Below are 19,734 nucleotides of genomic sequence, written 5' to 3'. Positions count from 1 at the left end.
CGTCAAACCTCGCTTACGACCTGGTTGCCGGAAATGACGTGGACCTTGTAGTCGCCGAACACCTGTTCGGCCTCGCCGGCGGCATAGAGCGCCTGATAGGCGTCGTGCGGCACCAGCGCGTGCTTCTCGTAGGAGGAGACACCCATGCGCGCCGCTTCCAGATTGGCGGTATCGATGTGGAACTCCTCCTGCGCCGGCGTCGATGACCAGAAGCCGCGTTTGGCGGGCCTTTCGGCCGTGGAGAAGACCTCCTGCACGGTCCAGGTCAGAAGCCAGGCATTCTCGGTCTTTCGCACCTTGGAGAGGATGTCGTTGATGCGCGCATTGTTCTCGGTGATCCCGGCAGAATAGAACGGGCCGAGCACGATGCGGCGCAGCTGCTTCGGATGGAGCTCGTCAAAATCCTTGTCGAGATTGGTCGCGATCGTCACCGGGGTCAGCGAATAGCTGCTGTTCTTGGAGGCGAAATCGTCGAAGCGGCTGGCGAGATCTGGATTGAGCAAACCACCAACCGGCAACGGGATCTCGACCTGCGGATTGAGCTTGCCGTCCTCGGTCACCAGCATCTCGACGATCTTCTCGGAGGAATCCTCGATCGTCGCCATGTAGACCATCGGCAGGGTATTGGCGCCGTCGAAGGCGCCCCAGCTCACGATGTAATAGGGACGCATCGTCTTGGAATTGACGGCGACGCGGATGGTCTCCGGCAAGATAAAGGGCGAGAAGATCTCACCCTTGCCGATCTGCTCCAGATAGAGCCGCTCGGCCATGCGCGTCTGCAACGCCTCGGGAAAGGCCTTCTGACGGAGGATGAAATCGACCATCTCGTCCCTCAGCGCATCGGCCGTGGGAATGTCGGCGAGGCGCTTTACCGCCGTCTGGCGATCGTTCTCCAGTTCCAGCACGTTCTGGAACACCGGAAAACCGCTTTCGGCGCGCGAGATCCGGAACTGATCGACGAAGCCGATGCGGTTCTCCCAGCAGTCGATCGACGCCTTCAACCGGCCGAGATAGGGGACGATCACTTCGCCGACGACGGTGTTGCGATAGAGCGGCGAGTTGCGGTCGCCGAGAAAGAGTTCGAGCCCGGCGAGTGCGGCGTGGATCGACGCGAAATATTGTGCGACAGCGGATGAAGCCGCGACTTTCATGCAAATCCCCGTGGCGCGTGCCAGACGGCAAACTCGGTTCCGATCATTCGCCTGCCGATCACTGCTTCACGTAGTTGGCAGTGTTGTGCTTGTCCATGACAGCCTGGAAGCGACGGGCAAAGGCGTCGTCCGCCAGCTTCTTGCGGCGCTGGATATCCTGCGTCGAAAGCATGTTCTTTTCATGCATTTCGAGGAGATCGCCGATATGGCGCTGCGCAGCGGCACCGATGCCGGCCATCGTCTCTTCGGCGGCGGTGTCGACCTGGCTGCCGAGCGTGTTGATCTTGTGGGCGACATCCTGCTGGGCAGCCGTCTTCAAGGAGTCTTCCAGCGCCTTGTAGAGCACGATGCGCTGTTCGGTATCGATCGTCAGCTTGTTGATCAGCGTGTTCTGCGCGGCGATCTGGTTGTTGAGCGAATCGACGAAGGTCTGGAACATCGCGGTGTAGCGTTCGAGCGTCTGGCTCTCGGCGAGCAGCTCCTGTTCCTTGGCCTGCTTCTCGTTGTATTCGGTGGCAAGCGCCGAGCGTTCGCCTTCGAGCTCGGTGCGGACCTTCTGCTCCGTGGAGGCGGCAATGCGGTTCTCGATGTCGAGCAGCAGCGGGTTCAGTTCCTCGATGCGCTTCTGCACCGCTTCGAGGTTCGTCATCGTGCCCTTGCGGCGCTCGATCACCTGAATCAGGCTCTGCTCCGAGGTCTTGTAGCGCTGGTCGAGGACCGACTTCTGCTCCTTGAGGATGCCGACGATCATGTCGGATTTCGAAAGCAGCTCCTGCAGGTTGCCGGCAAGCGACATGTTGCGCACGCGGTCGGTGCGCATGCGCTGCATCTTCTGCTTGGAGAAGATGCCGATGAACTTCTCATAGCCGGTATAGTTCTTCATGCTCTCGAATTCGGAGCCGAAGACATTGGTCGCATCCTCGAGGCCGATGATCAGGTCGGCAATGTTGGCTTCCATCACTTTCTGCTGGTTGATCACGTCCTGGATGCGGGCGTTCTCGATGTCGAAGTTGACGTCGCCGAGCTTGGTCTCGGCCTTGGCGAATTGCTCCAGCACCACACCGGATTGCTCGAGCTTGCCGCGCATCTGTTCGACGACGCCTTTCGTCTTCTCGATCTCCGCGTCAAAATTCTGAAGAGTCGCCATGTCCTGCCCCTCGATCCACCGTGGCGCGATCCGCCAGCCCAGCCGAATTATTCAGCCTTCGATTGCAGTTATATAAAGGGTGTTTATGGAAAGAGAACAAGCCTGCCGCAGCGGCTTTTTTCGATCAAGCGTTGCAGCGAAGTGCTTGAGATATCGAAGGCATTGCCTATTTGGCGGCCGGCGGCGCCTTGAGATAGGCGATCACGTCGGCAATGTCCTGAGGTTTCTTGAGACCGGGAAAAGTCATCTTGGTGCCGCCGACCATCGCCTTGGGGCTCAAGAGATATTCGCTCAGCGTCGCCTCGTCCCAAACGTGCCCCTCGGCGCCGAAGGTCTTCATCGCCTCGGAATAGTTGTAGTCGGCAACCGACGCCACCGGCCGGCCGACCACGCCCATCAGGCTCGGGCCGACGCGATTGACCGGCTCGCTGGCGGTGTGACAGGCCGCGCACTTGCGGAACACCGCGGCACCCGCCGTCGCGTCGCCGCCGGCGTGGGCAGCCGGAGCTGCGACACCAAGACAGAGGAAAAGACTGGAAAGCAGGCGCCGCATCGAAAACCTCTTGCTGACAGGACCCGACGAGAATGGCACCGCGACCAAGGCGGCCGCAAGCGGCCAGTCGGTCGCACTCACTCGCAACGCATCAGGTCGTCCCAATGGCGCCGGCAATAGGAGACGTATTTCTCGTTGCCGCCGACATCGACCTGGGCACCCTCGCGCACCACCTTGCCCGTACCATCGAGACGCACGACCATCGTCGCCTTGCGGCCGCAATGGCAGATGGTGCGCACCTCGCGCAACTCGTCGGCGAGCGCCAGCAGCGCCATCGAGCCCGGAAACAACTTGCCCTGAAAATCCGTACGTAGGCCATAGGCCATGACCGGAATGCCGATCCGGTCGGCGACGCGCGCGAGTTGCCAGACCTGCGCCTCGTTGAGGAACTGCGCCTCGTCGACGAAGACGCAGGCGATCTCGCCGGCACCATCGGAATGAAGCGTTTCGATCAGCGTATAGATGTCGTCATCGCCATGGAACGGAATGGCGTCGGAGGCAAGACCGATGCGCGAGGAGATGCGGCCTACCCCTGCCCGGTCGTCATGCGCAGCGATCAGCATCACCACACGCATGCCGCGCTCCTGGTAGTTGTAGGAGGCCTGCAACAGCATCGTGCTCTTGCCCGCGTTCATCGTCGCATAGCTGAAATAGAGTTTGGCCATCTTCACCGCGTCCGGTTTCCGTCTCCCGGGTAATGACGAGCCTTGTCCCGGAAGGCCAGAGCGTGTTTGCGGCACCCACAGTTTTTCGCCGGACTAGACCATTTCGTGGACAATGCGACATTCAGCGTCGCATCGTGCACCCCCTCAGCATATTGACGCAATACACTTCCTTCGACATCAAAGCGCTTGAATTCGCTATCCAATGGTGTTTGGCTAAAACAATAATAGAGGCAGGGGAACGACAACGATGAAAAAACGACTCTCTCTCAAACTGATGCTGGCGGGCGCCGTTTCGGTCGTCGCCCTCGCCGCTGGACAGGCTGCAGCTGCCGAGCCGGAAAGCTGTGGTACCGTCCGTTTCTCCGACGTCGGTTGGACGGACATCACTGCAACCACCGCGACCGTTTCCACCGTCCTCAAGGGCCTCGGCTACCAGACCGACATCAAGGTTCTCTCGGTTCCGGTCACCTACACCTCGCTCAAGAACAAGGACATCGACGTGTTCCTCGGCAACTGGATGCCGACCCAGGAAAACGACGTTCGCCCCTATCTCGACGACAAGTCGGTCGAATCCTTCGGGCCGAACCTGGTCGGCGCCAAGTACACGCTGGCGACCAACGCCAAGGGCGCTGAGCTCGGCATCAAGGATTTCAAGGATATCGCCACCAAGAAGGACGCGCTTGAAGGCAAGATCTACGGCATCGAGCCCGGCAATGACGGCAACCGCCTGATCATCGACATGGTCGACAAGGACACCTTCGGCCTCAAGGGCTTCGAGGTGGTCGAATCCTCCGAACAGGGCATGCTGGCGCAGGTGTCCCGCGCCGAAAAGGATGGCTCGCCGATCGTCTTCCTCGGATGGGAACCGCATCCGATGAACGCCAACTTCAAGCTGACCTATCTTTCGGGCGGCGACGACATCTTCGGCGCCAACTTTGGCGGCGCGGAAGTCTTCACCAACGTGCGCGCCGGCTACACCACCGAGTGCCCGAACGTCGGCAAGCTGCTCACCAACCTCAAGTTCTCGCTCCAGATGGAAAACGAGATCATGGGCAAGATCCTGAACGACGGGCAGGAGCCGGACAAGGCTGCCGAGGAATGGCTGAAGGCCAATCCGACGGTCGTCGATCCGTGGCTTGCCGGTGTGACCGCCAAGGACGGCGGCGATGGCCTGGCCGCGGTCAAGGCCGCTCTTGGCCTCTGATCGGCATCGAGGCGGGGAAAAACCCCGCCTTTTTTCACCGCGTCATGCGCTCCTTTTGACCTGACGAGACGGATTTACCTTCGTGGAATATCTGACCGATAACCGCATCCCCATTGGCGGCTGGGCCAAGGCGTTCGTCGACTGGCTGACGACGAATTTCGAGCTGTTCTTCGACCAGCTCGCTCGCTTCCTCTCCGGCGTTGTCGCCGTGCTGCTCTGGATTCTCCAGACCCCGCACCCGCTGATCGTCGTTGCCGTGATCACGGCGGCTGCCTGGTGGTTCCGCCGCTCGATCGGCGTAACGCTGTTCACCGGCCTTGGCCTGCTGCTGATCATCAACCAGGGCTACTGGAAGGAAACGACGGAAACGTTGGCTCTGGTGCTCGCCGCCAGCTTCGTCAGCATGGCCGTCGGCGTTCCGCTCGGCATTGCCGCTGCCCGTCGCGCCTGGATCTATGCCATCATGCGGCCGATCCTCGACCTGATGCAGACGATCCCGACCTTCGTTTATTTGATCCCTGCGCTGATTCTCTTCGGTCTCGGCATGGTTCCCGGCCTTATCGCCACCGTGATCTTCGCGATCCCTGCGCCGATCCGCCTGACCCGCCTCGGCATCATCTCGACGCCGCCGTCGCTGGTCGAAGCCGCCCAGGCCTTCGGCGCCACGCCCGGCCAGGTGCTGCGCAAGGTGGAGCTGCCCTTTGCCATGCCTCAGATCATGGCCGGTCTCACCCAGACGATCATGCTGTCGCTGTCGATGGTGGTTATCGCCGCCCTCGTCGGCGCCAACGGCCTTGGCGTTCCGGTCTTGCGAGCCCTGAACTCGGTGAATGTCGCCAAGGGCTTCGAAGCCGGCCTCTGCATCGTCATCCTGGCGATCATCCTCGACCGCCTTTTCCGCTCGTCCGACGAAGGAGAAGGCGCATGACCACCGCCGTCGTATTCAAGAATGTCGATATCATCTTCGGCAACAACCCGCAGATCGCGCTGCAAATGGTCGACCAGGGCAAGACTCGCGACGAGATCGGTGCCGAAACCGGCCTCGTGCTCGGCGTCGCCGGCGCCTCGCTCGAAATCACCGAGGGCGAGATCCTGGTGCTGATGGGGCTTTCGGGCTCCGGCAAGTCGACCCTGCTTCGCGCCGTCAACGGCCTTGCGCCGGTGGTGCGCGGCGACGTCGAGGTGAAGACCTCGAACGGGCCGCTCAATCCCTACCGGACCAATGCGAAATCGCTGCGCGACTTTCGCATGCACACGGTCTCGATGGTGTTCCAGCAGTTTGCTCTGCTACCCTGGCGCACAGTTGCCGACAATGTCGGCTTCGGCCTCGAGCTTGCCGGCATGCCGGACGCCGAGCGCAAGGCGCGTGTCGGCGAACAGCTCGACCTCGTCAACCTGACGAAATGGGCGGGGCGCAAGGTCAATGAGCTTTCGGGCGGCATGCAGCAGCGCGTCGGCCTCGCCCGCGCCTTTGCCACCGGCGCACCGATCCTGTTGATGGACGAGCCGTTCTCGGCCCTCGACCCGCTGATCCGCACCCGACTGCAGGACGAACTGCTCGAGTTCCAGCGGCGGCTGAAGAAGACCATCATCTTCGTCAGCCACGACCTCGACGAGGCGTTCCGCATCGGCAACCGCATCGCCATCATGGAAGGCGGACGCATCATCCAGTGCGGCACGCCGCAGGATATCGTCAAGAATCCGGCCAACCAGTATGTCGCGGATTTCGTTCAGCACATGAACCCGATCACCATGCTGATGGCGAAGGACGTGATGCAGACCGGCGTCCAGCGCGGCGCGACCGTTGCCGGCGTTACCGCCACGGCCAAGCCGACGACACCGCTCGTCGACATTCTCGACGCCATGTCCCGCCAGCCGGGCAGCATCGGGGTCGTCGACAACGGCTCCGTCGTCGGCACCATCGACGCCCAGGACATCGTTCAGGGATTGACGCGGCACCGCAACAAAAGTTGACGAAGCCGCTCATCAAGCCAATAAAAGCCCGGAGCGTCGTTCCGGGCTTTTTTCGTCACAGCATGTTTCCTTAAAACGTAGCCGATTTCAGGATAAAAACATGCAGCCATTCAAAGTGCTACGGCGACCTTTGCGCGTCTGATAAGACGCGGCGCTGTAGGCATTGATGGCATGGCAGGAAAGGTTCAAAGACATGAGCGACAAGCCGAGCGTATTGCGCGACACCGATGACGAGGCCCGCACCCTCGCCCGCACGCTTCTGCGCGGCGCGCGCAGCGCTTCGCTCGCGGCGATCGAACCCGAGAGCGGCGGCTTTCCCTTCGTCAGCCGCGTTCTTGTCGGCATGGATGTCGACGGCGTACCCGTCATCCTGATCTCGAAGCTGTCCACCCACACCCAGGCGCTGCTCGCCGATATCAGGGCCTCGTTGCTGACCGGCGAGCCCGGCAAGGGCGATCCGCTCGCCCATCCCCGCCTCACGGTGCAATGCACGGCCGAACAGGTCGCTCGCGACAGTGAAACCCATGTGCGCATCCGCGAGCGATTCGTTCGCCGTCACCCCAAGTCGAAACTCTACGTCGATTTCCCCGATTTCGGCTTCTTCCGGCTGAAGCCCTTGCGCGCCAGCCTCAACGGCGGTTTCGGTCGCGCCTATGTCTTGACCGCGGAAGATCTGCTGATCGACACGCCCGCCATCGCTTCGCTCGCCGCCACGGAAGCCAGCGCAATCGAGCACATGAACGCGGATCATTCGGACGCCGTGCAGCACTATGCGGTCAAGCTTTGCAATGCGCCGGAAGGCAATTGGAAGATCGTCGGGATCGACGCCGCCGGCCTCGATCTTGCAGATGGCGATCGGCTGAAACGCCTTGAATTCCCGGCACCTATCGAAGACAGTTCCAATTTACGGGCAATTTTGCGTGAACTTTACGGTTAATCGCGGGATAGCTACCCCCATTTCTTGCAGTGGGTGGTTGCCCTTTTATGCATCACGACTAATTATCGTGCTTCGTCAACCATAACTACGTGTGATGTACTTTTCGCATGGAGCACGCAATGCAGCCACTTTCGCCTGAAAAACACGATGAAGCCGAGGTAGCAGCCGGTTTCCTCTCGGCCATGGCAAACCCTAAGCGCCTTCTCATCCTCGATTCCCTCGTCAAGGAAGAGATGGCAGTCGGCGCATTGGCCAACAAGGTTGGGCTGAGCCAGTCGGCTCTCTCCCAGCATCTTTCGAAGCTCCGTGCCCAGAATCTCGTCAGCACCCGCCGCGATGCGCAGACGATCTATTATTCGAGCTCATCCGACGCAGTCATGCGGATTCTAGGCACGCTCAACCAAATCTACGGCGACGAACAGATCGTCACCGCAGAAAAGACTCCGGTCCGCAAGTCGGCCTGATATTCGGTTCGCTCTGCGGACCCGTTCGAACAGCCCCACACGAGAAATCGCGCGGGGCTTATTCTTTTCCGGGGCATCGGCAACAAGCAAAGGCGTCAGCCGCGCCTCGGCCGTTTACCGGGCCTTGAGACTTCGGCGGCACCATGCGCCGCAGCAGGGTCGGCCGGAGCAACGGACACAAGGGAATGCGTGACAAGGTCCGTTGGGGTATTGCCGGAACCGGCACAATCGCAAACAGTTTTGCATCGGATTTCCGCTTCGCGGGTAATGCGACGCTTGTCGCGGTCTCATCCCGCAGCGCTTCGAACGCCGCGGCTTTCGCCACACGCTTCGGCGGAATCCGCAGCTCTCACGATATCGGCGCGCTCGCCGCCGCCCCCGACATCGACGCGGTCTACATCGCCTCGCCCAATGCGCTCCATCGCGACCATGCCGCCCTCTTCCTCGCGGCCGGCAAGGCGGTGCTGGTCGAGAAGCCGCTGACGACATCGGTCGCCGACGCGCGCGCCCTTGAAGACGCAGCCGCCATCAGCGGCACCTTCGCGATGGAAGCGCTGTGGACCTGCTTCCTGCCGGCAATCGCCGAGGTTCGCGCACTCCTGCGTGCAGGGAGACTCGGAACCATCCGCCATGTCCGGGCGGAACTTGCCTATGAGAAACCGTTCGACGCGAACAGCCGCTTCTTCGATCCGGCCCTGGGCGGCGGTTCCCTGCTCGATCTCGGCATCTATCCGATCGCACTTTGCCTGAACCTCTTCGGCCAGCCGAAGTCCATTGGCGGCACTTGGAGAAGCGCCCCCACCGGCGTCGATGTCTCGGCAGACGCCAGGCTGGCCTATGACGGCTTTGATGCTGACCTGAGGTGCGGTTTCGATCGAAACGGCCACAATCGCTTCGTCATCGACGGCGATCGCGGTACGCTCGTCATCGACGCGCCGTTCCTGAAGGCAAGCCGCCTGTTCGTCGCCACCAGCGCCCCGGCACGCAACCTGCTGACATCGACGGGGGAAGCGTTCTTCAGGGCTGCGCGGCGGATCCCCCTGCCCGGTCTCAAACGCTTCGACCATGCGTTTCCCGGCAACGGCCTGCAATTCGAGATCGAGGCCGCCAGCGCGGCCATCCTGGACGGCCGGCGCGAGCATGCGTTGATGCCGCTTTCACGCAGTATCGAAGCTCTGGAAATTATCGAGACGATCCGCGCCAAGGCACCCGTGGCCTGAACGCCTGCCCTTACGCGGGCAGCGCCTTCGGAAAACGCCTAGAGATCGAGCGGACGATAGTCCCGCGCGCCGCTGTTGAGCGCGAGCACGACCTCGGTCAGATGCCGCGCCGTCGCACCGGAGAAGAATGGCGTTTCGCCCTGCGCAATCGCATCCGCCTGGACTGCGATCCCCCGCACGAAATCGATCTGCGACGGAAAGGCCGGAAGCGCCGGCGCTGACGATGTCTTGGGGTAGCGCACCCTCATACCGGGGTAGAGCCGGATGGGCAGCTTGCGCCCCATCTTCCATTCCAGCCAGTCGAGACCGCGATGCATCAACGAGCGCTTGGCGCCGACCGCTTCGACATGAACGGGCGAGCGATTGTCCCAGAGATCCCGCACCACGATCGTGCCCTTGTCGCCGATAACAGTCAGCGACCGGTCGCGCGGTGCCGCCAGGCCGCAGGTGACGCGCGCCGTCACGCCCGAGCGGAACTTCAGGCAACCCACCGAGAAATCAGGGCCGAGCGTCAGCGTCTCGGTTCCCGGGCCTTTGTCCGGAAAGGTCAGGGCCGAAATGGCGCTGACCTCGGCGACCGGCCCGAAGAGCGAGACGAGCCAGCTTGCGGCGTAGCCCGCGTGCTCGAGCGTGCAGCCAACCTCGAACTCGTGCACGCCCGGCCAGCGGGCGCCCGAGCGGCTGCGCCAAGCGCGCCAGTTCGCCTTGAAGACCGGCCCATCCTCCATCTCGGCATAGACCAGACGTGGCGTGCCGATGGTCCCAGCCGCAAGCAGGCTCGCACAGAGCGCCTGCGCATCGCTAAGGCCATTGGCCGGCGCGCCGGCAAGCACCAGAGCACGCTCGCGGGCAAGCGCGACCAGTTCGCTCGCCTCCTCCACGGTCATCGCCAGCGGCTTCTCGCAATAGACGTGCTTGCCGGCGGTGAGAGCGGCGCGGTTGACCGCGTAATGGCTTTCCGGCGTCGTCAGATTGACGACGATCGAGACGGTAGGATCGGCGAGCACCGCATCCAGCGAGGCATAGGGCGAAACCTTCCAGTAGCGCGCAAAGGCGTCGAGACGCACCGCGTCGCGATCCCAGACGCCGACAAGCCGGAGCTGCGGATGATTGGCAAGCGTCGTCATGTAATAGTCGGCGACGAAGCCGGTTCCGACAAAAGCTATTCCGGTCACGCTTTCAGTCTCCTAGCGCAATTCCAGGAAAAGTGTGAAACGGTTTTCCGTCCGGAATTGCGTAATTTCAAACAGTTAGAGTATTTCACTGTTTCAATGAAATAGTGAAATACTCTAGCGCGCATCGGCAAGGAACGAGGCAACATAGGCGAGCGGCGCATTCCAGTTGATGGCGATTTCATTGGATCCATAGGCTTCGATGTCGTCGGCATAACACGTCTGCGGCGCACATCCCTTCAGGTGTTGCCGTGCGACGTCATCGACGAAGGTGGAATTCGGACCGCCGGCGAGAGAGCCAACCGGCGGGTTCGGCAGTTGCGGGTCCCGCTGGTGCGCATACCAGCGACTGTGCTGGTTCTTGGGCGCGCGGGTGCCATAGCCTGTGACGTAGGACAGTGCCATGGCATTGCGGCCGAGAATGTAATCCATGCCCTCGCGCGCACCATCGAGAAAGCTCTTCTCGCCGGAGAGATCGAAAGCGGCCGACAACACGATGATGTTCTGCAGCATCAGCTGGTTCGATCCCCAGTCGTAGCGTCTGCCCTCGGGTCGGTAGACGAGCCCGAAGGGCTCTGTTTGCTGCACCGACAGAAAATGCCGCGCTGCCGCAAGCACTGCGTTTCGGATCAGTTCACGCTCGTCGTCCGGCAAGCCCGTACCATAAAGGGCCAGTTGCAGCCGCGCGAAGCCGGCGACGTTGCGCCAGTCAAAGGCCCCGCCGGGAGACAGCGTATCCGCCGCCCAAAGCGGCGACGCCCGCAGCACGTTGAGATAGGCCTCGTCACCGGTCGTCAGATAGAGTTCGGTCGCCGCCCAGAAGAGTTCGTCCGAAATGCTGTCGTCGTCGTAGTCGCCACCACCGCCAAGTCCGTCCGACTTCGGCGCAAGGAGTGCGGGATTGGCATTGGCGGCCATCCAGGCCTTGCGCGCAGCCGCGAGCAGACGTGCCGAGAACGTCGGATTCTGATCGGCGAAAAGCCGGGCGCCCTGAGCCGCGACGGCTGCGACATCAAGCGTTGCGGCAGTCGACGGACGGTAAAGCGCCCGCGGCTGCGGATCGTCGCTCGGCAGCAACGGCGGCGCGGTCCAGGTGGTGTCGTGTACCTTGTGGTGCACCATACCGGCGAGCGGCGCGCCATCCGGAACCATCATGCGCAACAGGAACTCGAGCTCCCACCGCGCCTCGTCGAGAATGTCGGGCATGCCGTTGCCGTTTTCGGGAATGCGAGAGAGACCGTCGCGCGTCACCGGCGAAGCCGCGGCGTAGACACGCCCGCGTTCGTAGGCGGCAAGCAGTTGCGCGGCGGACAGGGCGCCGGTCACCGCGTATTTGCCGTGGTCGCCTGCGTCGTACCAGCCGCCGGAAACGTCCAGTCGATAGGAACAGGACCAGCCACCGTAAAGCGCCACGGCCTGCTTGCTGTCGAGGCATGGGACTGCCGTATCGCCCTGGTTCGGCGCCACGCCGACATGGCCTGCGGACCGGGCGTAGGCCTTGCCGGCGATCGCTGCCTTGATCTCGATGCCGCTTCGTTGCGGATAGAACCAGGAAAGCGCATCGACGCGAAGGCGATCGTAAAGATTGTCGCCGATCGAGAAGCGATCACTCGCCCAATCGCCGGACACGAGACGATAGCCATCTCCAGCCGTTGCGAAGGATGAGAAATCCGCGACCTGCGTTTCGACGCCCGCCGTCGGATCGAAGCCGCTTGGTTGCGTCTTGCCTTTGCCGACGACCTTGTCCTTGGCGTCGAGCAACTGGAAATCGATGGGGCGCTTCACATCGGCAATGAAGGTCGCGCGCTTCGGACCGCCGGTGAAGTAGCCGAGCTGGTTTACTCGAATGACGGGCCCCTCGGTCGCCCGCTTCGCCGCCTGCGACACGGCGCCGGTCGCGACCAGCGATACATCGTCAAGACAGATGCGACCGGCCTCCGCACCCCCGAGCAGCAGCACCAGTTGCGCCTCATCCGGTTCGGTTGCTTCGAACTCCACGGAGAACGGGCTGCCATCCGGCGACCCCGCCGTCGTAAACTCGGCAACGGCAGTCCAGGGATCTGCGGCCCGCTGCACCCTGACAGCGATCGCCCGCGCCGGCTTGGCGGCAATCCTCAGCGACAGGCGATAGATGCGCCCGGGCACCAGCGTCAAACCATTGACGCCGACGATCTGGCTCCAGACTTCTCCACCGCCCTGGGTCTCCACGCAGAGCCGCCCGTTTTCCCGCTCGAGGGTCGGCCCGTCGCTCGCCCAGAACGTGTCCTGCCCCTTTTCAAAGCGACCGTCGGCGATCAGTTCGGCAGCGACTGCCGGACCTGGCAGGAAGAGCGCAGCAATTGCCGCGTGTACTATCCCGAACCTCGACACGTCCCAGCTCCCGATTGGTCAGGCCGGGCCGCGGGGCGCGGGTGCCCATTCACAGGCGGCCATGGACCCGGCAAGGCATGGCAACGCAGCGTTGCCGCAAACAAGTTAAGCTAGAGAAAATTTCCAGCCAGAAGACAAAAAATCGCCACCCCACAGGCTCTCTGTGCGGGGCTTCCGAGGCTTGACGCGTCCCGGCGCGCTGATAGTTTGACCAAAGGGTAAAAAATGCGGGCGGCGAGCGCCTGACGAAGAACTGACCGAGGAGAACTGCAATGTCGAACCGTCTCAACACCCCGAATGATCTGCGCGCCTTCTGGATGCCGTTCACCGCCAACCGGCAGTTCAAGAAGGAACCGCGCCTGTTCGTCGGCGCCAAGGACATGCACTACACGACCCATGACGGTCGGACGGTTCTGGACGGAACGGCAGGTCTGTGGTGCGTCAACGCGGGCCATTGTCGCCCGAAGATCACCGAGGCGATCCGCGAGCAGGCGGGCGAGCTCGACTATGCGCCGGCCTTCCAGCTCGGCCACCCCAAGGCCTTCGAGCTCGCAAATCGCCTGGTGGATATCGCGCCCGAAGGCATGAACCATGTTCTCTATACCAACTCCGGTTCGGAATCGGTCGATACGGCGCTGAAGGTCGCGCTCGCCTACCACCGCGCCAAGGGCGACGGCTCGCGCTTCCGCCTGATCGGCCGCGAGCGCGGCTATCACGGCGTCAACTTCGGCGGCATCTCGGTCGGCGGCATCGTCTCCAACCGCAAGATGTTCGGCACGCTTCTGACCGGCGTCGACCACATGCCGCACACGCACCTGCCGGCGCAGAACGCCTTTACCCGCGGCGAACCGGAACATGGCGGCGATCTCGCGACCGAGCTCGAACGCATCGTCACGCTACATGACGCCTCGACCATCGCCGCAGTGATTGTCGAACCGGTGGCCGGCTCCACCGGCGTGCTGATCCCGCCGAAGGGCTACCTGCAGAAACTGCGCGAGATCTGCACCAAGCACGGCATCCTGTTGATCTTCGATGAAGTCATCACCGGTTTCGGCCGCCTCGGCACGCCGTTTGCCGCGCAGTATTTCGACGTCAAGCCCGACATCATCACCACGGCGAAGGGCCTGACCAACGGCGTCATCCCGATGGGCGCCGTCTTCGTCACCTCCGAGATCCATGATGCCTTCATGAATGGCCCGGAGCACATGATCGAGTTCTTCCACGGCTACACCTATTCCGGCAACCCGATCGCCTGCGCCGCCGCGCTTGGCACGCTCGACACCTACAAGGAAGAAGGCCTGCTCACCCGCGCCGCCGAACTCGCCCCTTACTGGGAAGAGGGCCTGCACTCGCTGAAGGACTGCCCGAATGTCATCGACATCCGCAATCTCGGCCTGATCGGCGCGATCGAACTGCAGCCGATCGCCGGCGAACCAACCAAGCGCGCCTTCTCGGCTTTCCTCAAGGCCTATGAGAGCGGCCTCTTGATCCGCACCACCGGCGACATCATCGCCCTGTCGCCGCCGCTGATCATCACCAAGGCGCAGATCGACGAACTCTTCGGCAAGCTGCGCGCCGTTCTCAACAGCAACATCTGAGCAGGCTGACCGCCAACGATCTTGACCCTTTCCCCGGCGACGGGGGAAGGGTTACTGTTATCTGCCACATCGAACCTGGGCGCGATCACACCGATCGCACCGGGCGCCAAAGAAAACTGGAGTTGCCTCATGTCCGAAGCGCTGGAACGTTACATCGATCAGGGCGTCGGGCGCGAACCGGCAGACATCGTGTTGAAGGGTGGGCGCTTCTTCGACCTCGTGACCGGCGAACTCGTCGCCTCCGACATCGCGATATCAGGTGACCGCATCGTCGGCACCTTCGGCAACTACGACGGACGCGAGGAAATCGACATTTCCGGCCGCATCGTCGTGCCCGGCTTCATCGACACGCATTTGCACATCGAATCTTCGCTCGTGACACCGCATGAATTCGACCGCTGCGTCCTGCCGCTCGGCATCACGACCGTCGTCTGCGACCCGCACGAGATCGCAAACGTGCTCGGTACCGAAGGCATCCAGTTCTTCCTCGATTCGGCGCTCGAAACGATCATGGACATCCGCGTCCAGCTCTCGTCCTGCGTGCCGGCGACACATCTGGAGACGTCGGGCGCCGATCTGCCAATCGAAAGGCTTCTGCCTTTCCGCCACCATCCAAAAGTCATCGGCCTCGCCGAGTTCATGAATTTCCCCGGCGTCGTGCACAAGGACCCGGTCTGCCTCGCCAAGCTCGACGCCTTTCAGGGCGCGCATATCGACGGCCACGCGCCGCTGCTGTCCGGCAAGGACCTGAACGGCTACCTCGCCGCCGGCATCCGCACCGACCATGAATGCACCTCGGCTGAGGAGGCGATGGAGAAGATCCGCAAGGGCATGCACATCCTGGTGCGCGAAGGCTCGGTCTCCAAGGATCTGCACGCGCTGATGCCCATCATCACCGAGCGCCTGTCGCCGCATCTGGCGCTCTGCACCGATGACCGCAATCCGCTCGACATTGCCGAACAGGGCCATCTCGACCACATGATCCGCACCGCGATCGCCGCCGGCGTCGAGCCATTGGCGATCTACCGCACCGCCTCGATCTCGGCCGCCCGTGCTTTTGGGCTGCGCGACCGCGGGCTCGTCGCGCCCGGCTGGCGCGCCGATCTCGTGGTGATCGACACATTGGAAAACTGCAAGGCCGAGACGGTGTTTTCCGGCGGCCGCCGCGTCACCGATGCGCTGTTTGCGACCCGAAACCCGGTTGAGCCCGTCGGCCTCGACAGCGTCAAAGCCGGCCATGTCCATGCCAGTGCCTTCGGCATCCCCGTCTCGGATGGCGATACGTCGGTCATCGGCGTGCTCCCCGGTAAGATCATCACCGAACACCGCCGCTACCGCCTGCCGGCCGTCGGCAACCAGACCGGCCTCGACCTCGGCCGCGATATCATCAAGGTCGCGGTGATCGAGCGCCACGGCGTCAACGGCAACCACGCCAACGGTTTCGTCCAGGGTTTTGGGCTGAAGAAGGGCGCGATCGCCTCGACCGTCGGTCATGACAGCCACAACATCTGCGTCGTCGGCGTCAATGACGAGGACATGGCGATCGCCGCCAACCGGCTCGGCGAGATCAAGGGCGGCTTCGTGGTGGTCGAGGACGGCAAGGTGACCGGAGAGATCGCGCTTCCGGTCGCGGGTCTGATGAGCCTCGAACCTTACGAGTCCGTCCGCGACACGCTGCACCACCTGCGCCACGCCGCTTTCGCCCTTGGCGCGACGCTGGAGGAGCCGTTCCTGCAGCTTGCCTTCCTGCCGCTGCCGGTCATCCCGCACCTGAAAATCTCCGACCGCGGACTGGTCGATGTCGACAAGTTCATGCTGATCGGGTGAGTTCCATCCCTCACCCCGGGAGCCTCAGTTGTCTGCCACGGCCGGCGACAGTTCCTTGCGGAAATAGACGACGCGCTCCGTCTCCTCGAAACCAAGCGCCATGTGCAGGCTCTGGCTCCTGAGATTGTCGGTCGCCGTGTCGGAGGCGAGTTCCTGGCATCCTTGCGAGGTTGCCCAGCGTTCCACCGCCGTGATCAGCGCACGCGCCACACCACGGCGGCGGTAACGCGGCAACACATAAATCCCTTCGAGAAAGGCCACGGGCGAGGTTTCGCAGCCGTTGACATAGTCCCGGCGGATAGACGCCTCGGCAAAACCAGCGGCAACACCAGCCTCGTCCTCGCACAGGAACGACGCATAGCGATCAGGCTCGGCAAGAGAGGACTCGACCTCCGCGCGGTGCTCCGCTTCCGGCGTATCCGGCCATAGCGCCAGACGCATCTCGACCCAGCGGCCGATGGTTTCGCCATCCATCAACAATACGCGCATCAAAGCTTCCCGCAGAAGGCCGATAATCCGTCAACCTGGATGCTACCCGCTTCGAGGCGCGCCGGATATCCGGGCAAATCCAGGGGCTCGACGACAGCGGGGGCCAGAAACGCCTGCGGTTCGCGGGTGAGATTGAAGACGAAGAGCAAGCGCTCGCCATCTTTTTCGCGAACGAAGGCCAGGAGATCGCTGTTGCTATCGAGGAAATGCATCGCGCCATCGTGCAGAACCGGTAGCGATTTGCGGAAGGCGAGCGTCGCGCGGTAGTGGCCAAGCACCGTATCCGCGCCTTCGGTCATGGCATCCACGGCCAGGCGGCGGTGTTCAGCCGGAACCGGCAGCCAGGGCTTGCCGCCGGTAAAGCCGGCATTGGCCGCCGCCTCTTCCCAGACCATCGGCGTCCGGCAGCCATCGCGGCCCTTGTAGGAGGGCCAGAAGCGGATGCCATAGGGGTCGCGCAGGTCCTCGAAAGCGAGTTCCGCCTCCGGAAGTCCCAGCTCCTCGCCCTGATAGAGACAGATCGACCCGCGTAGGCTCGAAAGCAGCATGATGGCGAGCCGCGCCACCCTCTCCCGCTCTGCTTCGTTCCGAGCGAAGCGGCTGACGTGGCGCGTCACGTCGTGGTTGGAGAAAGCCCAGCAGACCCAGCCGTCGGTGACGGCCTTCTGGAAATTCTCGACGCAGCGGCGGATATGGGCCGCGGTGAAGTCCGGACCGAGCAGGTCGAAGGTGTAGCACATGTTGAGCTTGTCGCCGCCGCCGGTATAGGCAGCCACGGTCTTCAACGAGCGGGCGCCGTCGCCCACCTCGCCCACCGTCATGCGGCCCTCGTAGCGGTCGAGCAGCGCCCGGAACCGCCTCAGGAAAGCGATGTTTTCCGGCTGGCTCTTGTCGTAGAGATGGTCCTGCATGCCATAGGGGTTGACGTCGGGCGCGTCGTTGCTGGTGGCGTCCGGATCGGGAACGAGCGGCGGGTTGTCGCGCAGATACCGGTCGTGAAAATAGAAGTTCACCGTGTCGAGGCGGAACCCGTCGACGCCGCGATCGAGCCAGAAGCGGGCGGCATCGAGCACCGCGTCCTGTACCGCCGGATTGTGGAAGTTGAGGTCCGGCTGCGAGCCGAGGAAATTGTGCATGTAGTACTGCTTGCGCACCCCGTCCCACTCCCAGGCGGGGCCGCCGAAGATCGACAGCCAGTTGTTGGGCGCAGTGCCATCCGGCTTCGGATCGGCCCAGACATACCAGTCGGCTTTCCCGTTCGTCCGGCTCGAGCGGCTCTCAGCGAACCAGGGGTGGCGATCGGAGGTGTGGGAAATCACCTGGTCGATGATCACCTTGAGGCCGAGACGGTGGGCCTCACCAAGCATCTCGTCGAAATCCGAGAGCGTGCCGAACATCGGATCAACGTCGCAGTAGTCCGATACGTCATAGCCCATGTCGGCCTGTGGCGAAGTGAAGAACGGCGACAGCCAGATCGCGTCGACGCCAAGCGAGGCGATATGCGGCAGCCGCCGGGTAACGCCCTTGAGATCGCCGATGCCGTCGCCGTCGGTGTCCTGAAAGGAGCGCGGATAGACCTGGTAGATCACCGCGCCGCGCCACCAATCGTCATTCGATGCCTGCCGAGACGTCATGAAATGCCCCTTGAAGACCGATGCTCCACGCCAGAGCGGGATGATGAGGAACCAAGGTGTATCGCCGCCCGGCGCGGGAGTAAACGCCGTTCCTTCCTCTCGGTCCGCCGCGAGCCCTTCACCAGAAACAATCTCTTGCCGAGATCGGCTGAGCCCCTTATCCCGTCTCAGGCGAAATCTTGTGAGGAGGAAAGTCGTTGGCCGGGAAGATGCTTGCGATCGGGGAGTGCATGGTCGAGCTCATGCAGGCGGAAGGCGGGCTGCTGCGTAAAGGTTATGCCGGCGACACCTTCAACGCCGCCTATTATGCGCGGCTGTTCATGCCTGATGACTGGACCGTCGGCTATTGCTCCGCGGTCGGCACCGACACGGTTTCCGACGAGATGCTGGCCTTCATGGCGGAAAAGGCGATCGACACGTCAGCCGTGCGCCGGATCGAGAGCCGCTCGGCCGGGCTCTACATGATCCATCTGAAGGACGGCGAGCGCAGCTTCTCCTACTGGCGTTCGCACTCGGCAGCCAAGCTGCTCGCCGACGATGCCGATCATCTGAGAAGCGCGATCGAGGGCTCCGACCTGATCCTCTATTCCGGCATCACGCTGGCGATCCTTGCACCCGACGCGGTCGAAACGCTGCTGTCGGAACTGCGCCGTGCGAAAGCGGCCGGCAGCCAAGTGGTCTTCGACCCGAACATCCGCCCGCGCCTCTGGGACGACGCCGAGCGCATGCGCCGGACGCTGACCGATGGCGCCCGCGCCGCAACCCTCGTCATGCCGAGCTTCGACGACGAGGTCACGCATTTCGGCGACGCCTCCATCGAGGCGACGATCGCGCGTTACAGGGGCCTTGGCGCCACCAATGTCGTCGTCAAAGATGGCGAGAAGGGCGTGACGCTCGCCTTCGGCGATGCGCCGATTGAGCACGTACCGGCAACACCGGTCGAACGCGTCGTCGACACCACCAGCGCCGGCGACAGCTTCAATGGCGCCTTCGTCGCCCGCCTTGTTGCAGGCGACACGCCGGCTGAAGCCGCCGCCTTTGCGGCAAGCGTCGCCGCCGGCGTCATCGGTCATCATGGGGCACTCGTCGCCCGGGAGAAGCTGCCCGTGGCGTAGGTGGCAGAAGGAAGGGCCTAACGGCGCTTCTCAGGCTGCTGATTAAGATATTTCTGATTGTTGTAAGCTTGCCGGAAAAACCTTTGCGCCAGCCAAAATCTCCGTCATTCCTGTACTTGTCACAGGTATCTAGCCGGCCCAAGTCCTTACGCTCAAGTCCTTGGGCTGAAGGGTCTCTGACCCGACGGACGTCGGGTCGCTGGATCCCCGCCAC

At 62.8% G+C, this 19,734-nt stretch carries 17 protein-coding genes; 9 read left to right on the top strand and 8 right to left on the bottom strand.

Going from position 1 to position 19,734, the window contains the following annotated elements; all coding sequences use genetic code 11:
• Positions 1-2 precede the first annotated feature (2 nt).
• From ACTJKM_RS19310 to ACTJKM_RS19295, 4 genes are all read right to left on the bottom strand, one after another.
• Entirely contained in the window at positions 3-1,151 is a 1,149-nt protein-coding gene (locus tag ACTJKM_RS19310; protein WP_058326525.1) for a hypothetical protein, read from the bottom strand.
• Positions 1,152-1,209: 58 nt separating this feature from the next.
• Complete coding sequence (locus ACTJKM_RS19305; protein ID WP_058326524.1) at positions 1,210-2,298, bottom strand: hypothetical protein; 1,089 nt, start codon at positions 2,296-2,298, stop codon at positions 1,210-1,212.
• 166 nt (positions 2,299-2,464) lie between these two features.
• Positions 2,465-2,851, bottom strand: a complete 387-nt coding sequence (locus tag ACTJKM_RS19300) for a c-type cytochrome (RefSeq protein WP_057254321.1) — start codon at positions 2,849-2,851, stop codon at positions 2,465-2,467.
• A 77-nt stretch (positions 2,852-2,928) separates the two neighbouring features.
• The gene (locus ACTJKM_RS19295; protein WP_058321163.1) at positions 2,929-3,516 is read right to left on the bottom strand and encodes a thymidine kinase; all 588 of its coding nucleotides are present in this window, start codon (positions 3,514-3,516) and stop codon (positions 2,929-2,931) included.
• A 247-nt stretch (positions 3,517-3,763) separates the two neighbouring features.
• On the opposite strand from ACTJKM_RS19295, the gene ACTJKM_RS19290 reads away from it, so the two are divergent.
• The 6 genes from ACTJKM_RS19290 to ACTJKM_RS19265 all read left to right on the top strand — a co-directional run bounded on the left by ACTJKM_RS19290 (position 3,764) and on the right by ACTJKM_RS19265 (position 9,315).
• Complete coding sequence (locus ACTJKM_RS19290) at positions 3,764-4,720, top strand: choline ABC transporter substrate-binding protein (protein WP_057253031.1); 957 nt, start codon at positions 3,764-3,766, stop codon at positions 4,718-4,720.
• A gap of 82 nt (positions 4,721-4,802) precedes the next feature.
• The gene (gene choW, locus ACTJKM_RS19285; RefSeq protein WP_057253029.1) at positions 4,803-5,648 is read left to right on the top strand and encodes a choline ABC transporter permease subunit; all 846 of its coding nucleotides are present in this window, start codon (positions 4,803-4,805) and stop codon (positions 5,646-5,648) included.
• On the top strand, positions 5,645-6,694 hold the full coding sequence (gene choV / locus ACTJKM_RS19280) for a choline ABC transporter ATP-binding protein (RefSeq protein WP_057253027.1): 1,050 nt from the start codon (positions 5,645-5,647) through the stop codon (positions 6,692-6,694). Before choW ends, choV begins: the two co-directional genes overlap by 4 nt.
• A 193-nt stretch (positions 6,695-6,887) precedes the next feature.
• The gene (locus ACTJKM_RS19275) at positions 6,888-7,631 is read left to right on the top strand and encodes a HugZ family pyridoxamine 5'-phosphate oxidase (RefSeq protein ID WP_058321164.1); all 744 of its coding nucleotides are present in this window, start codon (positions 6,888-6,890) and stop codon (positions 7,629-7,631) included.
• A 119-nt stretch (positions 7,632-7,750) separates the two neighbouring features.
• Positions 7,751-8,095: an ArsR/SmtB family transcription factor gene (locus tag ACTJKM_RS19270; RefSeq protein WP_058321165.1), complete on the top strand. Its 345-nt coding sequence runs from the start codon at positions 7,751-7,753 to the stop codon at positions 8,093-8,095.
• Between the two features lie 185 nt (positions 8,096-8,280).
• On the top strand, positions 8,281-9,315 hold the full coding sequence (locus ACTJKM_RS19265; RefSeq protein ID WP_058326523.1) for a Gfo/Idh/MocA family protein: 1,035 nt from the start codon (positions 8,281-8,283) through the stop codon (positions 9,313-9,315).
• Between the two features lie 38 nt (positions 9,316-9,353).
• Here ACTJKM_RS19265 and ACTJKM_RS19260 read toward each other — a convergent pair whose 3' ends face one another.
• Complete coding sequence (locus ACTJKM_RS19260) at positions 9,354-10,442, bottom strand: Gfo/Idh/MocA family protein (RefSeq protein ID WP_057254317.1); 1,089 nt, start codon at positions 10,440-10,442, stop codon at positions 9,354-9,356.
• A 162-nt stretch (positions 10,443-10,604) separates the two neighbouring features.
• The gene (locus ACTJKM_RS19255) at positions 10,605-12,857 is read right to left on the bottom strand and encodes a glycoside hydrolase family 9 protein (RefSeq protein ID WP_156436817.1); all 2,253 of its coding nucleotides are present in this window, start codon (positions 12,855-12,857) and stop codon (positions 10,605-10,607) included.
• A gap of 272 nt (positions 12,858-13,129) precedes the next feature.
• Here ACTJKM_RS19255 and ACTJKM_RS19250 point away from each other — a divergent pair, with 272 nt between their 5' ends.
• Both ACTJKM_RS19250 and ade read left to right on the top strand, forming a co-directional pair.
• Positions 13,130-14,455, top strand: coding sequence for an aspartate aminotransferase family protein (locus ACTJKM_RS19250; RefSeq protein WP_058326521.1), 1,326 nt, complete (start codon positions 13,130-13,132; stop codon positions 14,453-14,455).
• Positions 14,456-14,584: 129 nt separating this feature from the next.
• Positions 14,585-16,282, top strand: coding sequence for an adenine deaminase (ade, locus tag ACTJKM_RS19245; protein ID WP_057253014.1), 1,698 nt, complete (start codon positions 14,585-14,587; stop codon positions 16,280-16,282).
• Positions 16,283-16,306: 24 nt separating this feature from the next.
• On the opposite strand, the gene aac(6') is transcribed toward ade, so the two are convergent.
• Positions 16,307-16,771 (bottom strand): aminoglycoside 6'-N-acetyltransferase, encoded by a 465-nt coding sequence (aac(6'), locus tag ACTJKM_RS19240; RefSeq protein ID WP_058326520.1) that lies wholly within the window; start codon positions 16,769-16,771, stop codon positions 16,307-16,309.
• Positions 16,771-18,405, bottom strand: coding sequence for a beta-galactosidase BglA (gene bglA, locus ACTJKM_RS19235; RefSeq protein ID WP_440637829.1), 1,635 nt, complete (start codon positions 18,403-18,405; stop codon positions 16,771-16,773). Before bglA ends, aac(6') begins: the two co-directional genes overlap by 1 nt.
• A 197-nt stretch (positions 18,406-18,602) precedes the next feature.
• Between bglA and ACTJKM_RS19230 the strand changes: the two genes are divergently transcribed.
• Positions 18,603-19,520 (top strand): sugar kinase, encoded by a 918-nt coding sequence (locus tag ACTJKM_RS19230; protein WP_057253009.1) that lies wholly within the window; start codon positions 18,603-18,605, stop codon positions 19,518-19,520.
• The last annotated feature ends 214 nt before the right edge of the window (positions 19,521-19,734 follow it).

Origin of the sequence: Ensifer sp. 22460 (genome assembly GCF_052044935.1) — a bacterium.
In the GTDB taxonomy this organism is placed as follows: domain Bacteria; phylum Pseudomonadota; class Alphaproteobacteria; order Rhizobiales; family Rhizobiaceae; genus Ensifer.
This window is presented reverse-complemented; position numbering and strand designations above follow the sequence as displayed.

Coding starts and splice junctions, on each gene's coding strand:
- ACTJKM_RS19265 (WP_058326523.1), top strand. CDS start 8,281: ATGCGTGACAAGGTCCGTTGGGGTATTGCCGGAACCGGCACAATCGCA.
- ACTJKM_RS19290 (WP_057253031.1), top strand. CDS start 3,764: ATGAAAAAACGACTCTCTCTCAAACTGATGCTGGCGGGCGCCGTTTCG.
- ACTJKM_RS19275 (WP_058321164.1), top strand. CDS start 6,888: ATGAGCGACAAGCCGAGCGTATTGCGCGACACCGATGACGAGGCCCGC.
- ACTJKM_RS19310 (WP_058326525.1), bottom strand. CDS start 1,151: ATGAAAGTCGCGGCTTCATCCGCTGTCGCACAATATTTCGCGTCGATC.
- choV (WP_057253027.1), top strand. CDS start 5,645: ATGACCACCGCCGTCGTATTCAAGAATGTCGATATCATCTTCGGCAAC.
- ACTJKM_RS19295 (WP_058321163.1), bottom strand. CDS start 3,516: ATGGCCAAACTCTATTTCAGCTATGCGACGATGAACGCGGGCAAGAGC.
- ACTJKM_RS19260 (WP_057254317.1), bottom strand. CDS start 10,442: ATGACGACGCTTGCCAATCATCCGCAGCTCCGGCTTGTCGGCGTCTGG.
- ACTJKM_RS19305 (WP_058326524.1), bottom strand. CDS start 2,298: ATGGCGACTCTTCAGAATTTTGACGCGGAGATCGAGAAGACGAAAGGC.
- ACTJKM_RS19300 (WP_057254321.1), bottom strand. CDS start 2,851: ATGCGGCGCCTGCTTTCCAGTCTTTTCCTCTGTCTTGGTGTCGCAGCT.
- bglA (WP_440637829.1), bottom strand. CDS start 18,405: ATGACGTCTCGGCAGGCATCGAATGACGATTGGTGGCGCGGCGCGGTG.
- ACTJKM_RS19250 (WP_058326521.1), top strand. CDS start 13,130: ATGTCGAACCGTCTCAACACCCCGAATGATCTGCGCGCCTTCTGGATG.
- ade (WP_057253014.1), top strand. CDS start 14,585: ATGTCCGAAGCGCTGGAACGTTACATCGATCAGGGCGTCGGGCGCGAA.
- ACTJKM_RS19270 (WP_058321165.1), top strand. CDS start 7,751: ATGCAGCCACTTTCGCCTGAAAAACACGATGAAGCCGAGGTAGCAGCC.